Consider the following 22,787-nt stretch of genomic DNA (forward strand, 5'->3'; position numbering starts at 1 on the left):
GCTCAGCTCAGGCTGCTAGTCGATCGCGGCGACGCTCTCGTTCTGCTCGGCGTGGTGGCAGGCAGCCTGCTGCGAGATGCCGGGCCGGACGATGAGCTCCGGCTCCACCTCCGCGCAGATGTCAGTAGCCTTCCAGCAGCGGGTGCGGAAGCGGCACCCCGACGGCGGATCGGCAGGGTTCGGCGGGTCGCCCTGGAGCACAATCTGCTCGCGCCTGCCGCGCAGCGTCGGGTCGGGAACCGGAACGGCTGAGAGCAGCGCCTGAGTGTAGGGATGGGCCGGGCCTGAGTAGACGTCCTCATGGCGGCCCAGCTCAGCCATCTTCCCGAGATACATCACACCGACGCGGTCAGAGATGTGCCGCACCACGGAAAGATCATGGGCGATGAAGATGTAGCTCAGCCCGAACTCCTTCTGCAGATCCTCGAGGAGGTTCATGACCTGCGCCTGAACGGATACGTCCAACGCGGACACCGGCTCGTCGCAGATGATGACGTCCGGCTTCAGCGCCAGACCGCGGGCGATGCCGATTCGCTGCCTCTGACCGCCGGAGAACTGGTGCGGATACCGGTTGATGTGGTCAGGGTTCAGCCCCACCACATCGAGGAGCCCTTGACCCGGTTGCGCACGCCCTCCGCCGGCTTCGCGTCAGGGTGGAGCTTGAACGGCTCGGCAATGATGTCCCCACGGACATACGGGGATTCAGCGAGGTGTACGGGTCCTGGAAGATGATCTGGATCTTTCGGCGCATCCGCCGCAGCTCCTCGCCCCGCAGCGAGAGGAAATCCTCACCGCGGAACGTCACAGCGCCGGAGTCCGGCTGCTCCAGACGCATCAGGAGCTTGGCCAGCGTCGACTTGCCGCAGCCTGACTCCCCACAATGCCGAGGGTCTCTCCCCGCCGAAGGCTGAAGCTCACGTCATCGACGGCTCGGACCGCCCCAGCCTTGCGGGGCATGAAGAGCCCCTTCGTCAGGGGAAAGTGCTTGACGAGGTTCTGCACGTCCAGCACGGTCTCCGCGCGCTCAAACGGATCACGCTGGCTCATTCTGGCCCTCCTCGCTCAAAGCGTAGATGTCTTCTGCGTAGTGGCACGCGGAGCGATGCCCGGAACGATCTCACGCAGCTCCGGCCGGTCCGTGCTGCAGCGGCTGGTCGCGAACTCGCATCGGGGCTGAAGGGGCAGCCGGGCGGCATGTCCGTCAGGGTAGGCGGCAGCCCAGGAATGGCCTTGAGCCGATCGCCCTCATGGTCGATGCGCGGGATGGAGTCCAACAGCCCCTTCGTGTAGGGGTTCGCGGTGCGTGCGTACGTCTCGTACACGTCAGCAGTCTCCATGACCCGACCGGCGTACATGACTGCGATCTTGTCCGCGAAGTCTGCGACGACGCCCAAGTCATGGGTGATGAGGATCAGGCCCATGCTGAACTCCTCCTGGAGCTCTTTCAGCAGCGCCATCACCTGCGCCTGAACTGTCACATCGAGCGCTGTGGTCGGCTCGTCCGCGATCAGCACGTCCGGATCCAGGGCGATGGCCATCGCAATCATGATGCGCTGCCGCATCCCCGGAGAACTGATGAGGGAAATCCCCGACTCGCTTCTCCGGAGCGGGATCCCCACCCGGCGCATCATCTCGATGGCCCGCTCCCGGGCCTCACGACGCTTCATCCCCTGGTGGACGCGGAACGTCTCGGCGATCTGCCAGCCCACGGGAAGTACAGGATTCAGGCTCGAGAGAGCATCCTGGAAGATCATCGAGATGCTCGCCCCGCGCAGCCTGCGGCGCTTCTCCTCCGGCATCTGGAGGAGATCCTCACCGCGGTATCGGATCTGACCGTTTACGATGTGCCCTGGGGCATGTCCAGAATACCCATGATGGTCTGGGCCGTGACCGACTTGCCGGACCCGGATTCGCCGAGGATGGCCAGGGTCTCGCCGGCATGAAGGGTGAAGTTCAGCCCGTTGATGGCTTGGGCCGTACCTTTGCGGGTCCGAACTCCACCTGAAGGTCCTCGACCTCCAGCAGAGGCGGGCCCTGCTGAGCCCCAGTGCTGTGCTGCTGTGTCACTGCTGGCCTCACTTCTTCTTCGACTTGGGGTCGATGGCGTCCCGGACGGCGTCTCCCATGGCCATGAAGGCGAAGACGGTGATGCCTACGAAGATCATCGGGAAGACCACCAGGTAGGTCTGCTGCTGGATGTAGCCCTGCGCCTGCTGCAGCTGAAGGCCCCATGAGATGGCAGGAAGCTCCAGCCCCACCCCGAGGAAGGTCAGCGCTGCCTCTGCGGCGATCATGATGCCGACGTAGAGCCCGGAGTAGCCGAGCACGGGTCCGAGAGCGTTGGGCAGGATGTGCCGTCGCATGATGGCCATATGGTAGGCGCCCAGCGCTCGGGCTGCCATCACATAGTCGGAGTTCACCACGGAGAGCACCGATGATCGCATCAGACGCATCTGGGTGGGCCAGGTGAACACGATCAGCACCAGCGCAACCTCCCAGACGCCTCGGGACTCGATCACGTTGAGGAAGACGATGGCGCCGAGGATGTAGGGCACAGCGAAGATCATGTCGCCGGTGCGGGAGATGAACGTGTCGACCAGCCGTCCGAAGTAGCTTACGAGCAGACCCAGCACAATGCCGATCACCAGGGTTCCGAGCACGACGACGACGCCGATCGCCATCGAGTTCCGTGCGCCGTAGACCACGCGGGTGTAGTAGTCGCAGCCCTGAACGTCCGTGCCGAACCAGTGCTCCGCGGACGGACTCTCACGGGCTCTGCCCAGCAGGCATTCTCGAGGATCAGTGGTGGTGAAGAGCTGGGGAAGAGCGCCATCGTGATCATGACGACGAGAAGTGCCCCGCGATGATGAACCAGGGGTTGCGTCGCAGCTGGCGCCACGCATCCGCCCACAGGCTGGCCTCGTGGGATGAGGAAGCGGCTTCCCCGCTGCTCTGCGCGGCAGGCACATGCGCCTTGTCGGGTGCGGTGTCACTCATAGCGGATCCTTGGGTCGAGCAGGCCATAGATGATGTCGACGATGAGGTTGATCACCACGAAGAAGAGGACGAACAGGGTGACGATTCCCACGACCACCGTGCCCTCCTGCTGCTGGATGGAGCGGAAGACCTGCTCTCCCAGTCCGGGCAGGTTGAAGATGGTCTCCACGAGAATGGTGCCGCTCATCATGGTGGCCAGGTCGGCACCCATGAATGTCACGATCGGAATCATGGAGTTGCGCATACCGTGCCGGGTGACCACGCGGCTGCGCTTCATACCCTTGGCGGCGGCGGTGCGCACGTAATCAGAGTGCAGAGCATCCAGCAGCTCGCTGCGGAGCAGGCGGGCGATCATCGCCATGGAGACTGCGCCGAGGGCGATGGCTTACAGGATGAAGCTGCGCAGGCCCTCCTGGGCGCCTGCGATCGGGAACCAGCCGAGGTTCAGGCCGAAGACCAGCTGCAGCAGGAACGCGATCACCAGCACCGGCATAGCGACCACGATGACGGTGGAGACCTGGACCAGCCGGTCGATGAACCGGTCCCGGAAGATCGCAGCGAGTGCACCGGCTGCGATGCCGATGATGGCCTGCACCACGAAGGTCACTGCAGCCAGCTGCAGGGTCACCGGGAGGCGTTGGGCGATGATGTCCATCACCGGCTTACCGTTGAAGGTGGTGCCGAAGTCCCCGGCGGTGAACACGCCCCAGATGTACTTGGCGTACTGGACGAAGAACGGGTCGTTGAGGTTGTACTGCTCGCGCAGAACCTCCTGGGCCGCCTCGCTCATAGGCCGGTCGCTTACCAGGGCGCGGATGGGATCACCCGGCAGAGCGAAGACCATCGCGTAGACGATGAGCGTCGAGATGATCACCACGGGGATGAACTGGATCAGACGCCTGATGATGTAACGGGTCATGGTGTCCTCGGATCAGCTGGAGTTTAAGATGGCCGAGGGCACGGCCGACGCTGACGCGCGCCGACCGTGCCCTCGCCTCACAGGGCGTCAGTCCTGGTTGACCTCGATCTGCCACAGGTGAGTGAAGGTGTTGCCCTCGCCCATCTGGACAGTGTCGCCGTTGATCTGGTCGGAGTAGACCACGTTGAAGGTGGAGAACCACATGGGGATGACCGGCATCTCCTCAAGGAGGATCTCCTCGGCCTCCTGGTACAGCTCGGACGCCTCGTCCTCATCAGTGGCCGCGTTGGCCTCGCCGATCAGGCTGTCGAACTCCTCGTTGGAGAAGTCGGCGTAGTTGGAGGACTCACCGGTGGTGTAGATCGGCTCCATGGCGTACTGAGCGTTGGGGTAGGAGATCGTCCAGCCCAGGCGGAACGGTCCGGTGATGGACTGCTCGTCGTGCAGGTCCAGGTACTGCGCGAAGTCCAGGGACTCGAAGGTGATGTCCTCGATGCCCAGGTTCTGCTCCCACTGGTTGGAGACGGCCTCGACCCAGTCTTCGTGCCCGGCGCCGGAGTTGAAGTAGACGGTCAGCTCGCTGGGTCCGTCAGCCTCTTCGTAGAGGTCAGCTGCGGCATCCGGGTCGAACTCGCAGTACTCGCAGACTCCGTCACGGCCCTCAGGCAGGAACGGCGGGATGATGCTGGTGGCAGGCGTCTGCGCTCCGTCGAAGATCGCGTCGATGATCGCCTCGCGGTCGATGGCCATCGAGAGGGCGTGGCGCACGTCTGCGTCCTGGAACTCCTCCTGGTAGAGCGGGAAGCCCAAGTAGGTGAAGGATCCGGTGTCGAACGAGGCGTAGTTGTCTCCGAAGTCGCTCTCCAGCTGAGGAATGCGGTTCGGAGGAGCGTTGTCCAGGATGTCAAGGCTTCCGGACTGCACGTCCATGTACGCGGTGTCGATGTCCGAGTAGATGCGCCACTCGATGCGGTCGGGGAGACCAGCCTCCTCGCCGGCTGTAGTCCTCGAAGCGGTCTGCGGCGATCTGGACGTCGTGCTCCCACTCGCCGTCGATCTGGTACCGACCGTTGCCGATCGGCGCCTGCTCGTAGGCGTCGATGTCTTCGAAGGCTTCCTCAGGCATCGGGTAGAACGCCGTGTAGGTGAGCATGTCGGGAAGCGGGGAGAACGGCTCGGTGAGCTCAATCTCCAGGGTGTAGTCGTCCACTGCGCGGACGCCCTCAAGCTCGTCGGCCTCGCCGTCGATGACCTCGTCATAGCTTACGAAGAGCTCGAAGAAGTTGGCGCTCTGCTGCGCGTTCTCCGGGTCCACCACCCAGTTGAAGGTGTCGACGAAGCTCTGCGCGGTGACCTGCTCTCCGTTGTGGAAGGTCCAGTCCTCGCCCAGCTCGAAGGTCCAGGTCTCGTTGTCCTCGGTGTCCCAGGACTCTGCCACGCCGGGAATGGGCTCGTAGTTCTCCGTGTCGGCCTGGATGAGGCCGGTGAAGAGGTGCTCCAGGACCCAGGATCCGCAGACCTCGGTGGAGTTGCCCGGCACAAGGTGCTGGGGCTCGCAGTTGTACGCGGAAATGGTGCCGCCGCTTTCGCCCTCGCCTACCCTCGGCGTCGTCAGCGTCGCCGTCGCCGTTGCCGCCGCCGCAGGCGGTCAGCACGAGAGCTCCGAGCGCGGCTGTGGCCAGCGCGGACCTGCGCCAAGTAGATGTCTCAGCCATTTAGTTCTCTCTCCTCATGGTGCGTGCCTGGCCGCGAATCCTCGGTCAGCACGCCCATAACATGGGCACCTGCCGAAACCCTGGCCAAGAGATGTGCGTCTCACCGTAGCCCATGTGACGGGCCGGTAATGACGACACCACGCCTCCATTCACAAGGAGATGCGGGCTTTTTTCACATGCTGGGAGAAAAGGGTGATTTATGACACGATGTTACGGACTTAGCGTCGCCAGAGGTCGTCCACGCTGGACGTTTCGCCCTTGGAGATGCGTAGAGCATAGCCCGAAGTGACGATCGCTTCGTACTTCTTCTCCTTCTTGTCCGACCCCTTGGTCTCGCGAGCGGGAAGCATGATGGTCCGCTCCGCCTCGATGCCTACCTGGAGCTGCTTACCACGCTCGAGCTCGGCGTCCACCTCCGCGCCCAGCAGCAGAACCATGTTCATGATGTAGAGCCAGAACAGCAGGATGATGACACCGGCCAGGGATCCGTAGGTGGCGTCGTAGTTTCCGAAGAACGTCACGTAGAGCACCACGCCGATCGTGGCGATCGCCATCACCACGATGGCGATCAGGGCGCCCACGCTGACGAATTTGAAGTTGGGCTGCCGGATGTTGGGAGTGGTCCAGTAGAGCAGGCCGATGGCGGCCGCTGCGACGAGGACGAGCAGCACGGGCGTGGCCCAGTTCCAGACGGTCACAGCCGTCTCCCCAGGCCGACGGTATTGCCCACGGACTCTGCGATCGGCCCGGAGATCACCAGGCTCAGCCCTGCGATCGCGACCAGAAGGATCATGACGGCCGTGAGCGCGTAGAGGATGGGGCGAAGCTTGTAGACGGACGCCCCTCGGTGACCTCCCAGATCCGGTTCATGGAGCGGGAGAATGCATTGACGTAGTTCGAGGCTGTCCACATCGCGGCCAGGATGCCGATCGCAAGGCCGATGCCTGCGCCTTCGGCGGTGCTGATGTTGCCCACTACCGTCTCCACGGCGCCCATGACGTCCTCGTCGCCGTTCGACAGGTCATCCACCGTGTCGACGAAGAAGCCGGTCACCCGGTCGGCCTCCCCACGAGGCTGAGAAGGGACACCAGTGCGATGAGGGCCGGGAAGATGGCCAGCACCGTGTAGTAGGTCAGGGCGGCCGCCAGGTCTGTGCACTGATCGCGGCCGAACTCGGTCAGGGCGCGCTTGAGGCTGTATTTCCACGTGACGCCGGTGAGCTTCACCGGTGAGGCGGCCTTATCGTCGTGGTGTCTTGGCTTGGTGCGCTCTGCGACCTCTTCGCGCTGACGAACCTTCACCAGATGGGGCTGATCGGCGGCGGCGACGACTGATCCGGGACGCAGAGCGTCCTCATAGGTCGCACTCTCCGCGAAGGCGTCGTTTTCGTTGCTCCGCGCCGGTGCCTGGTGCGGAGCCAGGCCCTGCGCAGACTCCTGAGTGGTTCCTTCTCTTGGCTGATCAGCGCTCATGGACGACACTATGGGAGGCCCGGCTGGACGAGCGCTGAACGGCGGCTGGAACTAGTTGCCGTCCGGCTTGATCAGCTGCAGCTCGTCCGTGTGGGTCACGGAGGTAGGCGGCGAACCGTTGAGATAGCCGGACCGCGCGATGGCCATGGAGCCCACTGCGGATGTCAGCAGCTGGGCCACGACCGCCAACGCGGCCTTGATAAGGTTCGCGGTGCTGAAGTCGATGAACAGCACGCCCACGACGATGCTCGCCACCCGAGGCCTAGGCCGACGTGCCGACCGCCGAGGCGCGCAGGTACAGGTCCGGGAGCCTGAAGAGCCCTATGCCTGCCACGATGATGGTTGCGATGCCGAGCAGGATGAGCAGCAGGCCGATGCTGTCCATCACCAGCTCACCGGTGCTGGTGTCGGTGAAGATCTCGTTCATCAGCGCTTGCCTCCCAATCCCAGACGGGCCATCGAGATGGCAGACATGAACCCGAGCAGCGTGGCGATGAGGATGATGTCGAACAGCGCCTCGATCTCTACGCGCAGCCCGATCAGTGCGATGAAGCCGATGAAGGCGAAGAAGATGAGGTCAGCCGCCACAGCCCTGTCCGTGATGCGCGGCCCGAGGAAGGCGCGTATCCCAGCCAGGAGCATTCCTATGCCCAGCAGGATGAGCAGCACTTCGAGTGCGACTTCGGTGATCATGGCTTCTCCCTTGCCTCGGGAGCCAGGGGCCGACTGAGATCGCCCGGGCTTCGGCGCATGGCGCGGAGCATGCGGTTCTCCATGTCTTGGATCTCTTCGGCGAGGGCGTCGCGGGTCTCCGCGAACATGCCGTGGACGTAGAGAAGCCCCTCATCCCGTGAGACGGTCATGGTCATGGTGCCTGGGGTCAGCGTGATGAGCACGCTGATCATGGTCCACTCAGCCTCGGTGCGGGAGGCAGCCGGAATCGCCGCGATCGCGGCCGACATGCGCTGGTGGCGGCGCAGGGTGTCCGCCGTGACCTGCAGGTTGGCCAGGAAGAACTCTTTGGCGTACCAGAGCAGGAACGAGAGGATCCGCAGCGGCCACGCCGCAGATGATGGGTTCTTGGGACTCATCAGGCTCCGCTCACCGCCTCCACATAGTTCTCAGGGTTCAGCAGGTTCTCCGCCGCCACTTCGGAGATGCTCATCAGCACCTCGGCGCCCACGCCGAAGAACAGGGTCACAGCTGCCAGGATCATGCCGGGAATGATAAGCCTGATGGGCACCTTCACCCGCCCGTGCTGAGTGGTGGGGTCCTCCGGCGGGACGATGGTCAGCGTGGGCGTCTCGGCCTGAGCCTCGCTGCGCAGGTAGCGCTTGCCGTGCATCCGCTCCTGATAGGCCAGAGCCCGATCTTCCATACCCTCCGGCTCTTTGGCCATGAACACGCCCGTCCAGATCTTCAGCATCGACAGCATCGTGAAGATGGAGACCAGCACCGCGACGCTTACCACCCAGTAGTGGGACTCCGCGAGGGTGGCCTGAATGATCGAGAACTTGGCCACAAACCCGGAGAAGGGCGGAAGCCCGGCCAGCGACAGCGCGGCAATCATGAAGGTCACGGCGATCAGGGGCTCGCGTCGCAGCATGCCGCCGAGCCGGTCGATCTGCGATGACCCGTAGGTCTCTTCGATGGCCCCGGTGGAGAGGAAGAGGCTGGCCTTCACCACCATGTGGTGGAGGAGGTAGAAGATCCCGGCCGTCAGGCCCAGACCGGTGAACAGGCCGATGCCGATGAGGATGTAGCCGATCTGGCTGATCATGTGGAAGACGAGGATGGAGCGCGTGGACTTCTCCCCGATCGCGCCGAGCACACCGATCAGCATGGTCATCGACGTGACCAGCAGCGCCACCCAGAGGAACCGGTCGTCCCCGTCGTAGATCACCGAGTAGAACCGGTACAGCGCGTAGATGGCCACCTTGGTGTGGATGCCGCTGAACAGCGTGGTGACCGCCGGAGAGGTCATGGGGTAGGTCCGGGTGAGCCACCCATGGACCGGCACGACGGCGGCTTTGATGCTGATCGCGACGAGAACCACCGCCCCGGCAGCCGCGACGGCAGGGTCCTCGTTGGCCGCGCCGTGGAGCTCTGCCAGGTTCACGGTGCCTGCGGTGGCATAGATCAGGGCGATGCTTACCAGCAGCAGCGTGGAGGCCATCAGGTTCACCGAGACGTACACCCTGGCTCCGTGGGCGCCCAGCTTCGCGCCCATCATGGCCAGCAGCCCGTAGCTGGGCAGCAGCATGACCTCGATGAAGACGAAGAAGTTGAAGATGTCCCCGGTCATCAGCGCACCGGCCACGCCCGCCATCAGGATGAGGACGAAGGGGTGGAAGAACCTGGCCCGGGCCTCGTGCGTGGCCATGGCGAAGAGGGCGGAGGTGAGTCCCAGCAGGCTGATGATCATCAGCACAGCAGCGGAGAGCTGGTCGACCACGAACGGTATGGAGATGCCGTAGTCCCAGCCTCCCACCTGGTGGGCCAGCACCGTGCCGTCGTGGGTGGCGATCAGCAGCAGAATGGAGGCCGCCAGCATCAGGCTCATGGTGGTGAGGCTGATGGCATGCCGCACTCCCACGTTCCTGCGCAGGACAGCCCCCAGCCCGCCCAGGATGAGGGGTCCTGCGACGAGGAGCGGCAGAAGGGGAGGCAGGATCTCAGTGAGCTCTGTCATCTGTTCTCCTCCCTGCGCACGGTGCGTGAATTCGGGTCAGCGTCGATATCGCCCTCAAAGTCGTGGACCGGGCTGGTAAGCGACGCATCCGCGCCGCCTGTCGCGGCACCCGCTGCGCCGGTGGTGATGGTGTCCAGCTTGATCCTGCCGCGTCGTGCTCATCGCCGCGGTCGGGCAGCTCCTCATCCGCATAGTCGATGTTCCGCTCTGCTGCGGCGGAGGGTGCGGAGCCCGCCGGACCCAGAATCTTGACGGCAGACTGCTCGTCATCCTCGGTGTCGTCGTCGCGGATGGTGGTGATGGCCAGCGCGAGCATGTACATCGTGATGGCGAAGGCGATCACGATCGCCGTGAGGACGAAGGCCTGCGGAAGAGGATCCGCCCCTCGCCGAAGTCGGACGTGCCGATGTAGGGCACTCCTCGAAATGCGGTGTTGCTGGCGGCGAAGAACATCAGGTTGGCCGCGTGCGAGACCAGGATGAAGCCCAGGATGATGCGCACCATGCCGCGCTGCATGATCATGTAGACCCCGCCGCCGCGAGCAGCCCGATGGCGATGGAGATGCTCATGCCTGATCACCCGCCTTCGGCGCATGCCGGTGTTCAGCCTGCACTTCCAGCGGCGGATCTCCGGGGTCGGCGCTAAGCATGCATTTCGATCTCCTCGCGCTGGCTCTGGATGTGCATGTGCTTGCGCAGCAGGTCGGCGGGATACCGCTGGGCCTGCCCCAGCCGGTCCAGGGCCACAAGGACTGTGCCCACCACGGCCAGGTAGATTCCGACGTCGAACACCAGGGCCGTGGTCAGTGTGAATCCTGCGTCCGTGCCCCATGGGACCCATGTCAGCCCTTCGGCGATGACGATGGGCCGCAGGTAGGAGCCTTCGATGAAGCCGAACAGGCCGGTGGCTGCGCCGACGAGGATGCCGCCGATGATGATCATCGCGTAGTCGAAGCGCAGCTTCACCGATGTGGTCGTGGGGGCCACCAGGTAGCGCAGCGCGAAGAACCCGCCCAGGACCAGCGCGGAGATGAAGCCGCCTCCGGATTCGTAGTGCCCGCGCAGCAGCAGGATCAGTGAGAGCAGGATGATGAAGGGGTCATCCACTTGAAGACGGTCCGCATCGCCACCGTGTTGTCGGTGGAGTCATCCAGAGCGGTGCCCTGCCACTGCTGAGCGGCACTGGGCTGGGTGTCCGTGGTGGAGAAGGCGGAATTGAGCACAGCGAGGATGGCGAACCCGGCCACGCCGAGCACCACCAGCTCCCCGAAGGTGTCCAAGGCACGGAAGTCGACCAGGATGGAGTTCACGGTGTTCAGTGCGCCCACTGCCTCGTAGGTCTCCGTCAGGTACCACTCCCCGGCATCCGACTGCCCGTTGCGTCCGGTCAGGGCGAACGCTGCGATGAAGGCCATCAGGCCGAAGGCAAGAGCAATGACGGCGGAGACGACGGTGCGTCCCCGGGAGACCCGGTGGAACTTGCGCGGGAGCTTCTGGAGGACCAGGACGAGGACCACGACGGTCAGGATCTCGACCAGAAGCTGGGTCATGCCCACATCGACGGCGCCGAGGGCGAAGTACCACGCGCCGACGACGAAGCCGGCGCCGCCGACGAGCACCGCAGCGGCCGTACGCGATGCGCTCATGACCGAGCCGAGCAGGAAGATGGCCAGAAGGCCGATCAGCACCCAGTCCGTCATCACTGTGTGCCCCGCGTCGAAGCTGCCCACGTCCCCGACGTGGAGCAGACCCGCCACGAAGATGGCGGCGAGGAGGATGCCCGGAACAGTCAGGTGCAGAGCGTGCATGTCCGTGCGGGTGAGGTCCCCGACCCTCCGGCCGAGGGTGATGGAGCCGGTCCGCATCTTCTCGGCGACGGCCACACCCGTCCACGGGAGGATGGTGCGTGGGATGAAGCTGTCGATGCGTGTCCGCCCGAGGACGACCACCGCACCAACGCCCATGATCACCACAGAGAGCATCAGATCGGTGCTCAGGCCGCCCCACAGGTAGAAGTGCGGCATGTAGTCCGAGGTGCTCGCCGCCTGGGTCGCCTGGGTGATCAGGTCGTCGAAGATGAACGGGATGAACCCCAGGACGGCTCCGGCGAAGGCCGGGATCAGTGCTTAAACAGGTAGAAGGCCGGGGATGCCTCGTGGGCGCCGTCCCTGTCCATGGGCGGGTATTCGCCGTCGTCGTAGTAAGCGTCCTTCCGGCTGACGCCCCGGTAGCTGCCGAACGCTCCCAGGACGATGCGGCCGCAGTACGCGAAGGTTCCGACTGCGGCGAGCACGCCGAGGACGGTGATGGTCCAGGTGAGGCCTGTCCCGAAGCCCGCCGGGTCCTCGCCCGCGGAGAGGAAGCCCTTCAGGAGATTCTCCTTCGAGACGAACCCGAACAGGGGCGGGATGCCTGCCATGGAGAGGCAGCCGACGAGGGTGATGGCGAAGCTGACCGGCATGGTGCGGTGCAGGCCGTTCAGCACACGGATGTCACGGGTGTGCGACTCGTGCTCGATGATCCCGACCATCATGAACAGAGCCGATTTGAACAGCGCGTGGGCGATGACGTGGATGACCGCTGCGGCGATCGCGGTGGGCGTCCCCACTCCGATGATCGCCACGAGGAAGCCCAGCTGGGAGACCGTGGAGTACGCCATGATCTCTTTGATGTCGTGGCGCTGAAGAGCGAAGAGCGCCCCGATCAGAGCAGTGATGAGGCCGCAGACGATGAGCAGTGTCTGCCAGACGACCACGCCTTCGAAGACGGGGAGAAGCGAAGCAGCAGATAGATCCCGGCCTTCACCATGGCGGCCGCGTGGAGATAGGCCGAGACCGGCGCGGGGGCCACCATCGCATCCGGCAGCCAGAGGTGGAACGGGAACTGGGCCGACTTGGTGAACGCGGCGAACGCGATGAGGACGGCGACCACGGAGGTGAAGGTGGCGTTCTCCGCCCACACATCCGAGGCCAGCGCCTCAGACAGACTTGTGGTGCCTGTCTCCACAATGATCCAGAGCACTGCGGTGAGGAGGCCGAGCCCGCTTACCATGGTGATCAGCAGGGTGCGCTGAGTAAGCGCGGGGCTTTGTCGCCGCTGCGGTTGATCAGGAAGAACGAGCAGAGAGTCGTGAACTCCCAGAAGACGAAGAGCAGGATCATGTCGTCGGCCAGCACCATGCCGGACATGGCGAAGACGAACAGCAGCATCCACATGTAGAAGTCGCTGGTCTTCTTCTTGGGGCTGAAGTAACGAGTGGAGTAGGCCATCACCAGGGCCCCGATGAACAGCACCAGCAGCAGGAAGACCATGCCGAGGCCGTCGAGCCGAAGGGAGATGCTCACATCGACCGCCGTGGGGATCCAGGGCACCTGCTCGGAGACGTTCTCTCCGTCGAGCAGCCCGGGAGCCACGTGAGCGAGAGTGCCCCAGCACGGTGAGGGCCGCCGCCGCGAACCATCCGGTGTTGCGTCGCAGAACAATGTGCACGGCAGAGGCCGCTTGGCACCAGAAGAAGAGTGAGAAGGACCAATAGTATGAGGCTCACCAGGGGTCCTCCTCTTCAGTGGGGCGTACTCGGGCAACGACTCTCGGCAGCGATGGGCACGCGCTTCTGCGCAGGACTGAAGCGTCCTTACATCTGCCGACCCGTCTTCCCGGCGCACCAGGACAAGATCGTATGCGGCTCAGCGGCCTGGGCGCAAAACCTACTCAATGACCCCGCAGGCCGTCCGCTCCCCAGATCCCCGGTGATCTGCGAGGTCTCGTCCGGCCCATAGGGGCGTAGCGCTGGGGAAGGGAGCCATGGTGTGTGGGCTCGCCGCGCAGAATGACCGAGGTGCCCTCCGTCTCTGTGAGGAGGCTCTCAGACAGTCGGTCCGAGACGAAGCTCATCTGCCCCTCCCCGCTCTCCATGACGAAGACGTTCGGCAGGTCTCCGGCGCGGTCAGGGTGCATGATGTCCTCATCCTCATCGCTACCTCCCCGGGTCGGTGACCTGCGCGGCTGTGTGACCTTCGACGGAGCCCTCGGGGTAGCCCTCCAGACTGGTGCTCACCCCGTCGGCCTCTGCGCCGTCCTCAGCCTCACCGAGTCCCTCCTCCTGCTCCTCGCCGTCGGTCTCCGCGTCGGGGTCCTCAGTCTCGAGCTCGTCCTCACCCTCGACGACTCCAGCCTCCCCGGAGCCCGTGCCCGGCAGCACATCGCCGGAGGAGAAGTAGTCGCCCACCTCCCCGGCTTCGTTGGAGGACTGCGGCTCGCAGACCCCCTCCTCGTGAAGGGTGACGGCTCGGAATCCAGGGTTGATGTCCCACAGCTCGATGTCGACCATGACGCAAGCATCGTCTGCGTCGCTGAAGCGGACCTCTCCTACGCTGTTTCCTGCCACATCGGAGAGCTCCGCCGATGCGAAGGCGTCGTCGCCGGAGTCTGCGTCCGCACCCGTGCCCTCGGCTGAATCCTCGGACCCGTCGTCGTCCTGCCCGCCAGTTTCAGCGCCGCCGTCACCCTGGGGCTCCGTCCCAGCACCGTTCTGCTCATCCCCGGCAGACTCCTGCTCCCCGCCCGGCATGAGGTCGCAGGAGGTGACCAGCAGCACGCTCAGCGCTGCCGCAGCGGTCAGGGTTCGACCACGGGTATTCCAAAAGCTCATAGCGGCACACTCTACCGCCGAATGTCGAAGCTCTCCGGGAGCTCGACGAGCTCTTCGGGCGATGCGTCACGGGTGTGCACCTGCTCCACCTCGGCGCCGCTCGGCCCCGGCGGCACCACTCGATCAGGCTCTCCACCGCATCATCGGGGCCCGATGCGAGGAGCTCCACGGATCCGTCCGGCAGGTTGCGGACCCAGCCGGTGACCCCGAGGCCTTGGGCCTTCTTTCGCGCGGCGGCCCGGTAGGAGACCCCTGGACCTTGCCGGTGACGCGAGCCAGCACCTCAGACATGGGGGATCAGGACAGCTTCAGGAAGGGGATCGAGAGCGGGTACTTGTAGATGACCCGGTCGCTGGCCTTCACCGCGGCGAGGATGGAGAAGATGATGTGCAGGACGTAGATGACCAGCATCGTCAGGAAGCCGATGAGGATGAACGCCAGGATGAACGAGACGACGTAGTAGATCATGGCGCTGATGTTCCAGTTGAGCGCCGTCCGACCCTGCTGGTCCAGCACGTAGCTGCGGTCCTTGAAGATGAGCCAGAAGATCAGCGGCGACAGGAATCCGAAGAAGATGGCGAGCACGTGCATCAGAATGCCCATGGTCTTCTCGTCGTTGGGGCTCACCGGCGACTGAGCCGGATCAGGATGCTGCGGCGGATAGTCAGTCATGATCATTTCTCCCTCAGGGCGTGTGTCGTATGCTCAACACCCTAGCGTGTGGGAACCAGCTTCGGGAGGACTTCGCCGCTGGGTCCGCGCACGCAGTGGTCCATCAGCTCAGAGAGCTCCGTCTCCTCCGGATTGACTTCGATCAGCGGCGTTCCCGCTCCAGGGCAAGCAGCGGCAGAGAGGCGGCTTAGCTGGACAATGCCTGAGGTCCCTGCAACCAGCACCAGGTCCGCGGCCCGGACGGCGGCTGCCGTCTGCTCGAAGGCCTCCGTCGGCAGCATCTCGCCGAACCACACCACACCGGGACGCACCGGCCCGTCGCACGCACCGCACGTGGGCGGCGGCTGCGCTGCGGGAGGGATTGGAATCCGTCGTAGTCAGCGTCCGGGAGCTCAACAGGCTCATCGCAGGAGAAGCACCGGTGGGCAAAGATGCTCCCGTGCAGGTGGGCCAGGACGGAAGCCCCGGCACGCTCATGGAGATCGTCGACGTTCTGCGTCGAGAGAGTGAGCCCCACACCGGGAAGCTGCTGCCACTCTGCGATGGCGATATGCCCCGGGTTGGGCTCCACCGCGCGGATCAGCGACTGGCGCCACCGGTACCAGGTCCAGACGAGGGCAGGGTCTGCTTCGAAGGCCTCGACGCTCGCCAGATCCTGGGCGGAGAATCGCTCCCACAGCCCCGTTTGGACCTCCCGGAACGTCGGCACGCCTGACTCGGCCGAGATGCTTACCCCGTCAGCACCACCGGCCTGCGCGCTTGGGCGACAAGCTGGACGACATCGTCGGGAATCCGGTCGGGAGGGTGGGCGGCAGACATGGCACCAATGTACCGCTGTGAGCCAGGTCTCAGCTCTTGCGGTTGTACAGCACCATGCAGATCGGCGAGAAGACGGCGACGAGCACTGCACAGCACAGCGCCACCAGGGCCAGGCTTCCTGGTCGGTGCCGAGCATCAGGTCACGGATGCTGGCGACCACGATCGAGACCGGATTGGCATCCACCACCGGCTGCAGCCAGTCCGGCATGGTCTCCGTGGGCACAAAGATGTTCGAGGCGAAGGTCAGCGGCATCATGATCGTCATCGACACCCCCATCACCGCCTCCTCATTGGGGAGCAGCAGGGCGATGGTGGTCCACACCCATGACAGGCAGAAGCAGAACACCAGCAGAAGCACAAAGGACCCGAGGATTCCCGTCAGCCCACCCGTCGGCCGGAAGCCGACTGCGAAGCCGACGCTCAGAATGATGATCCCGGCCAGCGTGTAGCGCACCTGATCGCCCAGCAGCGCTCCCACCAGCTGGGAGGGGCGCCAGGTAGGCAGGGAGCGGAACCGGTCGAAGATGCCCTTCGACACGTCCTTGTTCAGGGTCATGCCGGTGTACATCGTCACCATAATCAGGGTCTGCACAAAGATGCCGGGGATGAAGAACTGCACGTAGTCGCCGACGGCCGCGCCGCCTGTCTCCCCGCCTTCCGAGACCGTGGCGCCGATCGCGCCGCCGAAGATGAACGTGAACATCACCGTCATCATCAGAGGAAGACCGTCACGTCGAACAGCTGCATGGGGATGTGCTTGATCTTCAGCATCGCCCGCCAGCCGAAGGCCAACGACGAACTGACCGCATTCGCAGGGGCTTAGCCGCTGGTCAGCGGGCAGCAGCACGGAATGGATAGCCTGGGCCTCGGCCTGGACAGGTGCGTCGACGCTCATGCGGGAATCTCCTCATTCTCCTCGGCCTGCCCCTCTGTGGGCTGGCCGGTCAGTGCCAGGAACACTTCATCGAGGCTGGGCTGACCCAGTGCGAACGTCTCCAGCCCGATCTGCTCCTCCTCCAGTGCGCTCAGCCCCGGTGCGGCCGACTGGCCGTCGGCCAGGCTTGCGCTCAGCCCCGCCGAGTCGGCTTCGCGGACGATCTCCACGCCCAGCGCGCCTCCCAGAGCCGATGCGGCACGCTCGCGCTCCGCGGGGTCAGTCAGCCTGACCTTCAGGGCGCTTAGCGCCGACCTGGGCCTTGAGCTGGCCCGGCGTGCCTTCGGCGATCACGGTGCCGTGATCGATCACCGCCAGACGGTCCGCCAGGTGGTCGGCCTCCTCCAGGTACTGGGTGGTGAGCACGATGGTCGCCCCGCCCGCCACCAGGGTGCGGATGATCTCCCACACCTGATTCCTCGAGCGAGGGTCGATGCCGGTGGTGGGCTCGTCCAGGAAGATGAGCTCCGGAGTCACAATGAGCGAACCCGCGATGTCCAGGCGGCGCCGCATGCCCCCGAGTAGTTCTTCACCTGACGCGCTGACGCATCCGCGAGCCCGAAGGCGCTCAGAAGGTCCAGTCCGCGAGCTCTGGCAGCCGGTTTCGAGAAGCCGAGCAGCTTACCGAGCAGGGTCAGGTTCTCGATGCCGGTGAGGTCCTCGTCCAGTGAGGCGAACTGGCCGGTCAGCGCGATCTTCTCGCGGACCAGCCGGGCCTCGGCATAGACGTCATGGCCGAGCACGGTCGCCTCGCCGGCGTCCGGCCGCAGCAGGGTTGCAAGCATCCTGATCACCGTCGTCTTGCCAGCCCCGTTGGGGCCCAGGACGCCGTAGATCCCTCCCCGCGGGATGTCCAGGTCGACGCCGTCGACCGCGGTCTTCTTGCCGAAGCGCTTGACCAGCCCGCGGGTCTGGACAGCGAAGTCGGAGGAAACTGAAAGCATAGCCTCAAGAGTAGGTCATGACGCGCTGCGGCGGGAGAGTGCGAGGGGTCCTATTCGACGCTGTGGTCAGCGGGCTGAGTCTCGAACTCGGGCGGGTGCAGCGCCTCCTCCACGCCTCCTCGCCGATCTCTTCGCGGAGGTGGTCCTGAGACTCCTGCGCAAGTCGGCGAGCGCGCTCCAGGAGTCGCTGCGGAGCAGCCTAAGCACGCTTCATCACTGTCCCTCCGACCATCACGGTGTCCACCTCGGACCGCTGCGCCTGGAAGACGACGTGGTGCGCCGGATCGCTCAGCGGCGACATGGAGGCTGTGTCGGTGCGAAGCATGACGAGGTCCGCGGCTTTGCCGGGGTGATCGACCCGAGACGAGCTCCCATGTGCAGCGCATCGGCGCCGCCCTGGGTCGCATAGCCGAGGACGTCCTCGGTGCGCAGATCATTGTTGATGACGGTCTCGTCGCGCTCGTGGGCCTGCATGTGGTCGAGGCCGCGGTCGGCGTTGAGGGTGGCGCGCATGGCGGCGAACATGTCCGCGCTCCACCACACCGAGGTGTCCATCGACAGGGAGATGGGGATGCCGTGGTCGCGCACCTCACCCGTCGGCGGATACCCTGGTAGGCGTTGAGCTCGGACTCTGCGGAGATCGACACGGTGCCGCCGGACTCGGCCAGCAGCTCGTAGGACGAGGACTGCAGGGATGCGGCGTGGACATAGGTGTTGGTGGGCAGCAGAAATCCGCTGCTGCTGAGGTTCTCGATCGCGATGTCCAGCGGGTACCCCAGACTCCGGCGTGAAGCGTGACGGGAAGGTCTCGGTCGACGGCGAACTCCCAGGCGGGCCGCTCGGGGAAGTCGGGGTCCTCTCCGCCGCCGTCCCATGCCAGCTGCATCGTGACCAGCTGGTCGGTGCTGGTGTGCGAGGAGGGGAAGCGTTCGTTGAGCAGCCGGTCCGGATCACCGCCGGGCACCCAGTTCTGCGGGAGGTCGAAGATGTTTCCGTAGGCCAGCCGAGCCCGGCCCCGGAGTCGAAGAGCGCGTCGGCGGCGGCATCCGCGTGATCCGGGGTGCGGAGGCCGTGGGACCAGTCGAGGCTGGTGGTCACACCGGCGTCGATCGCTTCGACCATGGAGAGCAGGTTCCCGGCGTAGACATCCTCGGGCCTCCACAGCGGACCCCACTCCTCGTAGATCCGCTGGAAGTAGTTGGTGATGGTCCAGTCCGCGCCGACTCCCCGCAGGACGGACTGCCACATGTGGCGGTGGGTGTCGATCATGCCGGGCATCAGGATGGCGCCAGCGGCGTCGATGACGGTCGCGTCCTCTGGGCTGGAGAGGTCATAGCCGACCGCCTGGACCTCACCGTCGGCGACGAGCACGTCTGCCTCGCGCAGGGTCCCCAGGTCCGAATCCTGCGTGACGACGGTGGCGCTGCGGAAGAGCACGGGCCGCCCGTCCTGAAACTCTTCGGCCGGGTCCGCCTCAAGGGTGCGCGCGGTGAGCTGATATCCATGCGCGCCGAGGGCGGCCAGTCCCAGGCCTGCCGCTCCCCGACGAGGAATGACCGCCTGTTCACCCCTCCCTGGGGCTGGACTCGTTCGACTGGGGGCTCTGACCTTCGTCCGTCACGCGTGCTCCTGATGGCTCGGGGCGCTTTCACTGCACTGCTCGTATGTGCAGATACTGTACATACAGATATTGTAGATGCAGCTATGCGGCATGGCCAGGGCGCTACGATGGCCCGCATGACCTCAGCGCAGAGCGGTCCCGAAAGGATCGACGAGCAGCGGCTCCATGCATGGACCCAGCTGCTGGAGGGACACACCCGCGTCATGCACGAGCTGGAGCAGGAGCTCCGCGACGGGCACGGCCTCAGCCTCTCCGAGTACGACGTGCTCCATCGTCTTCAGGACGCGGACGAGCACTGTCTGCGCATGTCGGAGCTTGCCCGTGCGCTGCTCTACTCCACCGGGGCCTCACCCGCCTGATCGACCGGATGGAGAAGCGCGCACTGGTGGAGCGCCGGACCTTCTCCGAAGACCGCCGCGTCACGCGGGTTTCTATCACCGCTGAGGGCGAACAGTCCCTCAGGCGCGCGTCAGGCACGCACCTTCGCGGCCTGCAGCGACACTTCGGCCACCTGCTGCACGACGACGAGCTTCCCGCAGTGGGCGCATTCCTCGGCCGCTTCGCGAAGGGCTGAGCACATCAGAGGGACGCCCCTCGACTGAGAGGGACTCAGCCGGTGTTCTGCAGGCCAGCCGCCACGCCCTTGAGGCTGAGCAGCAGCAGGTTGCGCGGATCCTGGATCTCGTCCTCCTGCAGGTCCTTGGAACGCAGGCTCTTCAGCGCACGGAGCTGAATGAGGCTCAGCGCGTCCACGTAGGGGTTGCGCAGCTGGACGGCGCGCCCCAGCACACGGTGCTTCTGCAGGAGCCGATCCTGATCGGTGATGGCCAGCACCCACTTGACCGTCAGCCTCAGCTCATCGAGCACCGCCTGGGAGAGGTCCTCGCGGTCGCCCAGCGCCAGGTAGCGGTGGGCGATGCGCTCATCCGTCTTCGCCAGCGACATCTCCACGTTGTCGATCATGGCCCGGAACAGGGGCCAGTCAGCGTAGGCCTCCCGCAGCTGGTCAAGATCGCCCACAGCCTCCAGCGCCGTCCCCAGGCCGTACCACCCGGTGAGGTTGATGCGCGCCTGCGACCAGGCGAAGTTCCACGGGATCGCCCGCAGATCCTCCAGGGACTCCACCGAGAGGCCGCGCTTGGCAGGACGGGATCCGATGGCCAGCAGGCCGATCTCGTCCTGCGGGGTCACCTGAGCAAACCACGGGGCGAAGCCGTCCGCTCGGATCAGTGCGTGGAACCGGGTGCGCGAGGCCTCATCGAGCTGCTCGGCCAGGTCCGCGTAACGTCGTGCGGCCTCAGCGTTTCGCCTCTCCGTCGACGGGGCCGAGGCCATCAGTGCGGCGGCTGCGACCTGCTCGATGTGGCGAAGGGCGATCTCCGGGTTGCCGTACCGCGCAGAAATCACCTCGCCCTGCTCCGTAACTTTGAACCTCAGGTCGACGGAGTGGGGCGGCTGGGCAAGGATCGCTCGGTTGGCGGGCCCGCCGCCGCGCCCCAGCGCACCTCCGCGACCGTGGAACTGAGTGAGTGTGATGTCGTTCTCGACCGCCCAGGCTGCGATCTTCTCCTGGGCTTCGTACAGGGCCAGGGTCGCTGCCACCGGGCCCACGTCCTGGAGGAGTCCGAGTAGCCGAGCATGACCTCCATGCGACGTCCGGTCTCGTCCAGGCGCTGCTGCAGCTTGGGGTGGGCCAGAGCCTCCTCCAGAATGCGGGGAGCGTTCTGAAGGTCCTCATAGGTTTCGAAGAGTGGAATGACGTCGATGACGGGTGCGTTCTCCTCCCCGCCCAGAGCTTGGGCGGCGAGATCATAGACATCTGCGAGGTTCTGCGCCGACTGTGTGAAGGAGACGATGTAGCGACGCGCTGCGTCGGGGCCGTACCGGCCCTGCACGGATGCCACCGCACGGAAGGTCTCAAGGACCTCCTCGCCCGGCACCGCCATGCGCTCCTCCGAGTCCGGATTCTCGAGCCACCGGAGGGTCTGGCTGTGGACTGCCGAGTGCTGACGGACCTCCAGCTCGGCCAGGTGGAAGCCGAACGTCTCGACCTGCCAGATGAGCTCCTGGAGGTCGCCGTAGGCGGCCCGCTTCGCCCCGCCTCCACCAGTGACTCCTGCACGCAGCGGAGGTCCTCGATGAGCCGAGCCGGGACGTCGTAGGCAAGATCCGCGTTCCGATCACGCGTGGCGGCAATGCGGCTTACCACCGCGAGCATGACCTGGCGGTGGGGCTCCCGCGGCGAGTGCTCGGCGGCGGTCGAGGTCAGCTCCTCGGAGAGCTGCTTCTGCCGGTTCCACAGGGCGAGGAGGCCCTTGCTCGGCGGGGTGTAACGCCTCGTCCAGCGTCATGGACAGCGCCAGGCGCTGGGCCCGCTGGGTCAGGTCCTCGAGCACGCGGTCAGCCATCTGGGCCACCGCCTTGCGAGTGATGGTCGCGGTGACGTTCGGGTTGCCGTCACGGTCTCCGGCGATCCATGAGCCGAGCCTGATGAACGCGGGGCCTTGGGAGCGGCCGCACCGGCCCGCTCCTCCTGGAGCCAGTCGTCCATCCGCCGATAGGCCTCCGTGAAGACGCTGGAGAACGAGTTGTCGAAGACCCTGAGGGCGGTGCGGACCTCATCCAGCGGCGAGGGGTTGGAGACTCGCAGCTGCGCGGTGCGCCACAGGTTGTCCACCTCCTCGAAGAGCTCGCGGGTGTTGCGCGCCGCGGCGGCGGGCCCGGTGCGCGGGTCATCGCGGATGTCGAGCAGCTGGCCGATGCGACGGATGGAGGCGGTCACCGCGTTGCGCCGGGCCTCTGTGGGGTGGGCGGTGAGCACCGGGTGGAAGCGCAGCTCCTTGAGCCGACGCTCGGCCTCCCGCTGACCCACCTCGTCGGAGAGATGCCGGAAGGCCGCAGCGACCGAGTCGGCAGCCGACTGCTCCTCGAGAGAGGTCTCCCCGTCCCGGGTGCGCAGGGTGCGGATCCGCTGCTGCTCCTCGGCGAGGTTCGCCAGCAGGAAGTAGCAGGTGAAAGCGCGGGCGACCTCCTTGGCACGCTCAGGGTCCAGCGACTCGACGAAGCTCTCGGCCTCTGCGAGCTTCTCCTCGGTGTCGTCCTCCACGGCGCCGATGCACAGTCCGCGCAGCCGCTCGACGTCGTCGTAGAGGCTGGCAGGGCTGGAGCTCTCGGTGCCGTACTCCTGGAGCACCTCTCCGAGCAGCCCGCCCAGCAGGCCGACATCTCGGCGCATACCCTCCGGCACTTCATGGCGGGCGGCAGTACGGGAAGGATCCTGAGTCATGAATCACACACTAACAGCGGGGGCGGTGGTGCAGGTCACAACGTGAAAGGTCCTCGCGCCCCGGCG

At 65.4% G+C, this 22,787-nt stretch carries 29 protein-coding genes and 4 pseudogenes; 2 read left to right on the forward strand and 31 right to left on the reverse strand.

Annotated elements, in window-relative coordinates; genetic code table 11:
• Window positions 1-15: 15 nt before the first annotated feature.
• The 30 genes and pseudogenes from K0H76_RS17145 to K0H76_RS17290 all read right to left on the reverse strand — a co-directional run bounded on the left by K0H76_RS17145 (window position 16) and on the right by K0H76_RS17290 (window position 19,251).
• Window positions 16-1,047, reverse strand: a pseudogene (locus tag K0H76_RS17145) (dipeptide ABC transporter ATP-binding protein).
• Window positions 1,044-1,799 (reverse strand): ABC transporter ATP-binding protein, encoded by a 756-nt coding sequence (locus K0H76_RS17150; RefSeq protein WP_258933779.1) that lies wholly within the window; start codon window positions 1,797-1,799, stop codon window positions 1,044-1,046. Before K0H76_RS17150 ends, K0H76_RS17145 begins: the two are co-directional and overlap by 4 nt.
• A 38-nt stretch (window positions 1,800-1,837) precedes the next feature.
• Entirely contained in the window at window positions 1,838-1,921 is an 84-nt protein-coding gene (locus K0H76_RS17155) for a hypothetical protein (RefSeq protein WP_258935462.1), read from the reverse strand.
• A gap of 154 nt (window positions 1,922-2,075) precedes the next feature.
• A complete protein-coding gene (locus K0H76_RS17160; protein WP_258933780.1) occupies window positions 2,076-2,705 on the reverse strand; it encodes an ABC transporter permease in 630 nt (209 codons plus the stop codon).
• Window positions 2,706-2,838: 133 nt separating this feature from the next.
• Window positions 2,839-2,997 (reverse strand): hypothetical protein, encoded by a 159-nt coding sequence (locus K0H76_RS17165; RefSeq protein ID WP_258933781.1) that lies wholly within the window; start codon window positions 2,995-2,997, stop codon window positions 2,839-2,841.
• Window positions 2,990-3,352, reverse strand: a complete 363-nt coding sequence (locus K0H76_RS17170; RefSeq protein WP_258933782.1) for an ABC transporter permease — start codon at window positions 3,350-3,352, stop codon at window positions 2,990-2,992. The genes K0H76_RS17165 and K0H76_RS17170 overlap by 8 nt, the downstream gene beginning before the upstream one ends.
• 30 nt (window positions 3,353-3,382) lie before the next feature.
• A complete protein-coding gene (locus K0H76_RS17175; protein WP_258933783.1) occupies window positions 3,383-3,916 on the reverse strand; it encodes an ABC transporter permease in 534 nt (177 codons plus the stop codon).
• Window positions 3,917-4,003: 87 nt separating this feature from the next.
• Window positions 4,004-4,846, reverse strand: coding sequence for an ABC transporter substrate-binding protein (locus K0H76_RS17180; RefSeq protein ID WP_258933784.1), 843 nt, complete (start codon window positions 4,844-4,846; stop codon window positions 4,004-4,006).
• Window positions 4,821-5,456 carry an ABC transporter substrate-binding protein gene (locus K0H76_RS17185; RefSeq protein WP_258933785.1) on the reverse strand — a complete coding sequence of 212 codons (636 nt, stop codon included), beginning with the start codon at window positions 5,454-5,456 and terminating at the stop codon, window positions 4,821-4,823. The genes K0H76_RS17180 and K0H76_RS17185 overlap by 26 nt, the downstream gene beginning before the upstream one ends.
• Window positions 5,457-5,849: 393 nt before the next feature.
• Window positions 5,850-6,329, reverse strand: a complete 480-nt coding sequence (locus K0H76_RS17190) for a YihY/virulence factor BrkB family protein (RefSeq protein WP_258933786.1) — start codon at window positions 6,327-6,329, stop codon at window positions 5,850-5,852.
• Between the two features lie 91 nt (window positions 6,330-6,420).
• Complete coding sequence (locus K0H76_RS17195; RefSeq protein ID WP_258933787.1) at window positions 6,421-6,684, reverse strand: YihY/virulence factor BrkB family protein; 264 nt, start codon at window positions 6,682-6,684, stop codon at window positions 6,421-6,423.
• Window positions 6,681-7,103, reverse strand: coding sequence for a YihY/virulence factor BrkB family protein (locus K0H76_RS17200; RefSeq protein ID WP_258933788.1), 423 nt, complete (start codon window positions 7,101-7,103; stop codon window positions 6,681-6,683). Before K0H76_RS17200 ends, K0H76_RS17195 begins: the two co-directional genes overlap by 4 nt.
• Window positions 7,104-7,154: 51 nt before the next feature.
• A complete protein-coding gene (locus tag K0H76_RS17205) occupies window positions 7,155-7,358 on the reverse strand; it encodes a monovalent cation/H(+) antiporter subunit G (RefSeq protein WP_258933789.1) in 204 nt (67 codons plus the stop codon).
• Window positions 7,359-7,365: 7 nt separating this feature from the next.
• Entirely contained in the window at window positions 7,366-7,530 is a 165-nt protein-coding gene (locus K0H76_RS17210; protein WP_258933790.1) for a monovalent cation/H(+) antiporter subunit G, read from the reverse strand.
• Window positions 7,530-7,796 carry a monovalent cation/H+ antiporter complex subunit F gene (locus K0H76_RS17215; protein ID WP_258933791.1) on the reverse strand — a complete coding sequence of 89 codons (267 nt, stop codon included), beginning with the start codon at window positions 7,794-7,796 and terminating at the stop codon, window positions 7,530-7,532. Before K0H76_RS17215 ends, K0H76_RS17210 begins: the two co-directional genes overlap by 1 nt.
• Complete coding sequence (locus K0H76_RS17220) at window positions 7,793-8,194, reverse strand: Na+/H+ antiporter subunit E (RefSeq protein WP_258933792.1); 402 nt, start codon at window positions 8,192-8,194, stop codon at window positions 7,793-7,795. The genes K0H76_RS17215 and K0H76_RS17220 overlap by 4 nt, the downstream gene beginning before the upstream one ends.
• Window positions 8,194-9,795 carry a monovalent cation/H+ antiporter subunit D family protein gene (locus K0H76_RS17225; RefSeq protein WP_258933793.1) on the reverse strand — a complete coding sequence of 534 codons (1,602 nt, stop codon included), beginning with the start codon at window positions 9,793-9,795 and terminating at the stop codon, window positions 8,194-8,196. Before K0H76_RS17225 ends, K0H76_RS17220 begins: the two co-directional genes overlap by 1 nt.
• A 298-nt stretch (window positions 9,796-10,093) precedes the next feature.
• Window positions 10,094-10,364 (reverse strand): annotated as a pseudogene (locus K0H76_RS17230) (cation:proton antiporter subunit C); the annotation flags it as partial.
• A gap of 72 nt (window positions 10,365-10,436) precedes the next feature.
• Window positions 10,437-10,901: a hypothetical protein gene (locus tag K0H76_RS17235; protein ID WP_258933794.1), complete on the reverse strand. Its 465-nt coding sequence runs from the start codon at window positions 10,899-10,901 to the stop codon at window positions 10,437-10,439.
• The gene (locus tag K0H76_RS17240) at window positions 10,868-11,818 is read right to left on the reverse strand and encodes a DUF4040 domain-containing protein (RefSeq protein ID WP_258933795.1); all 951 of its coding nucleotides are present in this window, start codon (window positions 11,816-11,818) and stop codon (window positions 10,868-10,870) included. The genes K0H76_RS17235 and K0H76_RS17240 overlap by 34 nt, the downstream gene beginning before the upstream one ends.
• A 95-nt stretch (window positions 11,819-11,913) precedes the next feature.
• Window positions 11,914-12,549, reverse strand: coding sequence for a hypothetical protein (locus tag K0H76_RS17245; RefSeq protein ID WP_258933796.1), 636 nt, complete (start codon window positions 12,547-12,549; stop codon window positions 11,914-11,916).
• Window positions 12,498-12,845: a hypothetical protein gene (locus tag K0H76_RS17250; protein ID WP_258933797.1), complete on the reverse strand. Its 348-nt coding sequence runs from the start codon at window positions 12,843-12,845 to the stop codon at window positions 12,498-12,500. The genes K0H76_RS17245 and K0H76_RS17250 overlap by 52 nt, the downstream gene beginning before the upstream one ends.
• Before the next feature lie 5 nt (window positions 12,846-12,850).
• A complete protein-coding gene (locus K0H76_RS17255; RefSeq protein ID WP_258933798.1) occupies window positions 12,851-13,207 on the reverse strand; it encodes a hypothetical protein in 357 nt (118 codons plus the stop codon).
• 298 nt (window positions 13,208-13,505) lie between these two features.
• A complete protein-coding gene (locus K0H76_RS17260) occupies window positions 13,506-13,751 on the reverse strand; it encodes a hypothetical protein (protein WP_258933799.1) in 246 nt (81 codons plus the stop codon).
• 19 nt (window positions 13,752-13,770) lie between these two features.
• Window positions 13,771-14,445 (reverse strand): hypothetical protein, encoded by a 675-nt coding sequence (locus K0H76_RS17265; RefSeq protein WP_258933800.1) that lies wholly within the window; start codon window positions 14,443-14,445, stop codon window positions 13,771-13,773.
• 297 nt (window positions 14,446-14,742) lie between these two features.
• Window positions 14,743-15,117 carry a DUF4870 domain-containing protein gene (locus K0H76_RS17270; protein WP_258933801.1) on the reverse strand — a complete coding sequence of 125 codons (375 nt, stop codon included), beginning with the start codon at window positions 15,115-15,117 and terminating at the stop codon, window positions 14,743-14,745.
• A 41-nt stretch (window positions 15,118-15,158) separates the two neighbouring features.
• On the reverse strand, window positions 15,159-15,413 hold the full coding sequence (locus tag K0H76_RS17275; protein WP_258933802.1) for a hypothetical protein: 255 nt from the start codon (window positions 15,411-15,413) through the stop codon (window positions 15,159-15,161).
• Complete coding sequence (locus tag K0H76_RS17280) at window positions 15,305-16,831, reverse strand: ABC transporter permease (RefSeq protein ID WP_258933803.1); 1,527 nt, start codon at window positions 16,829-16,831, stop codon at window positions 15,305-15,307. Before K0H76_RS17280 ends, K0H76_RS17275 begins: the two co-directional genes overlap by 109 nt.
• Window positions 16,828-17,814: pseudogene (locus K0H76_RS17285) on the reverse strand (ATP-binding cassette domain-containing protein). The gene K0H76_RS17280 and the pseudogene K0H76_RS17285 overlap by 4 nt, the downstream one beginning before the upstream one ends.
• A gap of 288 nt (window positions 17,815-18,102) precedes the next feature.
• Window positions 18,103-19,251, reverse strand: coding sequence for an amidohydrolase family protein (locus K0H76_RS17290; protein WP_258933804.1), 1,149 nt, complete (start codon window positions 19,249-19,251; stop codon window positions 18,103-18,105).
• Between the two features lie 300 nt (window positions 19,252-19,551).
• On the opposite strand from K0H76_RS17290, the gene K0H76_RS17295 reads away from it, so the two are divergent.
• Together K0H76_RS17295 and K0H76_RS17300 are read left to right on the forward strand one after the other, a co-directional pair.
• Window positions 19,552-19,794: a hypothetical protein gene (locus tag K0H76_RS17295; protein ID WP_258933805.1), complete on the forward strand. Its 243-nt coding sequence runs from the start codon at window positions 19,552-19,554 to the stop codon at window positions 19,792-19,794.
• Between the two features lie 8 nt (window positions 19,795-19,802).
• Window positions 19,803-20,009 carry a hypothetical protein gene (locus tag K0H76_RS17300; RefSeq protein WP_258933806.1) on the forward strand — a complete coding sequence of 69 codons (207 nt, stop codon included), beginning with the start codon at window positions 19,803-19,805 and terminating at the stop codon, window positions 20,007-20,009.
• Between the two features lie 35 nt (window positions 20,010-20,044).
• On the opposite strand, the pseudogene K0H76_RS17305 reads toward K0H76_RS17300, so the two are convergent.
• Window positions 20,045-22,721 (reverse strand): annotated as a pseudogene (locus K0H76_RS17305) (phosphoenolpyruvate carboxylase).
• Between the last annotated feature and the right edge of the window lie 66 nt (window positions 22,722-22,787).

The sequence above is a fragment of the Nesterenkonia pannonica genome (assembly GCF_019575955.1).
Lineage (GTDB): Bacteria > Actinomycetota > Actinomycetes > Actinomycetales > Micrococcaceae > Nesterenkonia > Nesterenkonia pannonica.

Bases quoted from the DNA above. Each gene is read 5' to 3' on its own strand.
- K0H76_RS17300 (WP_258933806.1), top strand. From the start codon at position 19,803: ATGGAGAAGCGCGCACTGGTGGAGCGCCGGACCTTCTCCGAAGACCGC.
- K0H76_RS17295 (WP_258933805.1), top strand. From the start codon at position 19,552: ATGACCTCAGCGCAGAGCGGTCCCGAAAGGATCGACGAGCAGCGGCTC.
- K0H76_RS17150 (WP_258933779.1), bottom strand. From the start codon at position 1,799: ATGCCGGAGGAGAAGCGCCGCAGGCTGCGCGGGGCGAGCATCTCGATG.
- K0H76_RS17175 (WP_258933783.1), bottom strand. From the start codon at position 3,916: ATGACCCGTTACATCATCAGGCGTCTGATCCAGTTCATCCCCGTGGTG.
- K0H76_RS17165 (WP_258933781.1), bottom strand. From the start codon at position 2,997: ATGAGTGACACCGCACCCGACAAGGCGCATGTGCCTGCCGCGCAGAGC.
- K0H76_RS17240 (WP_258933795.1), bottom strand. From the start codon at position 11,818: ATGCCGCACTTCTACCTGTGGGGCGGCCTGAGCACCGATCTGATGCTC.
- K0H76_RS17180 (WP_258933784.1), bottom strand. From the start codon at position 4,846: ATGGACGTGCAGTCCGGAAGCCTTGACATCCTGGACAACGCTCCTCCG.
- K0H76_RS17225 (WP_258933793.1), bottom strand. From the start codon at position 9,795: ATGACAGAGCTCACTGAGATCCTGCCTCCCCTTCTGCCGCTCCTCGTC.
- K0H76_RS17220 (WP_258933792.1), bottom strand. From the start codon at position 8,194: ATGAGTCCCAAGAACCCATCATCTGCGGCGTGGCCGCTGCGGATCCTC.
- K0H76_RS17270 (WP_258933801.1), bottom strand. From the start codon at position 15,117: ATGACTGACTATCCGCCGCAGCATCCTGATCCGGCTCAGTCGCCGGTG.
- K0H76_RS17280 (WP_258933803.1), bottom strand. From the start codon at position 16,831: ATGAGCGTCGACGCACCTGTCCAGGCCGAGGCCCAGGCTATCCATTCC.
- K0H76_RS17210 (WP_258933790.1), bottom strand. From the start codon at position 7,530: ATGAACGAGATCTTCACCGACACCAGCACCGGTGAGCTGGTGATGGAC.
- K0H76_RS17215 (WP_258933791.1), bottom strand. From the start codon at position 7,796: ATGATCACCGAAGTCGCACTCGAAGTGCTGCTCATCCTGCTGGGCATA.
- K0H76_RS17260 (WP_258933799.1), bottom strand. From the start codon at position 13,751: ATGCACCCTGACCGCGCCGGAGACCTGCCGAACGTCTTCGTCATGGAG.
- K0H76_RS17170 (WP_258933782.1), bottom strand. From the start codon at position 3,352: ATGATCGCCCGCCTGCTCCGCAGCGAGCTGCTGGATGCTCTGCACTCT.
- K0H76_RS17265 (WP_258933800.1), bottom strand. From the start codon at position 14,445: ATGAGCTTTTGGAATACCCGTGGTCGAACCCTGACCGCTGCGGCAGCG.
- K0H76_RS17200 (WP_258933788.1), bottom strand. From the start codon at position 7,103: ATGAGCGCTGATCAGCCAAGAGAAGGAACCACTCAGGAGTCTGCGCAG.
- K0H76_RS17250 (WP_258933797.1), bottom strand. From the start codon at position 12,845: ATGGTAAGCGGGCTCGGCCTCCTCACCGCAGTGCTCTGGATCATTGTG.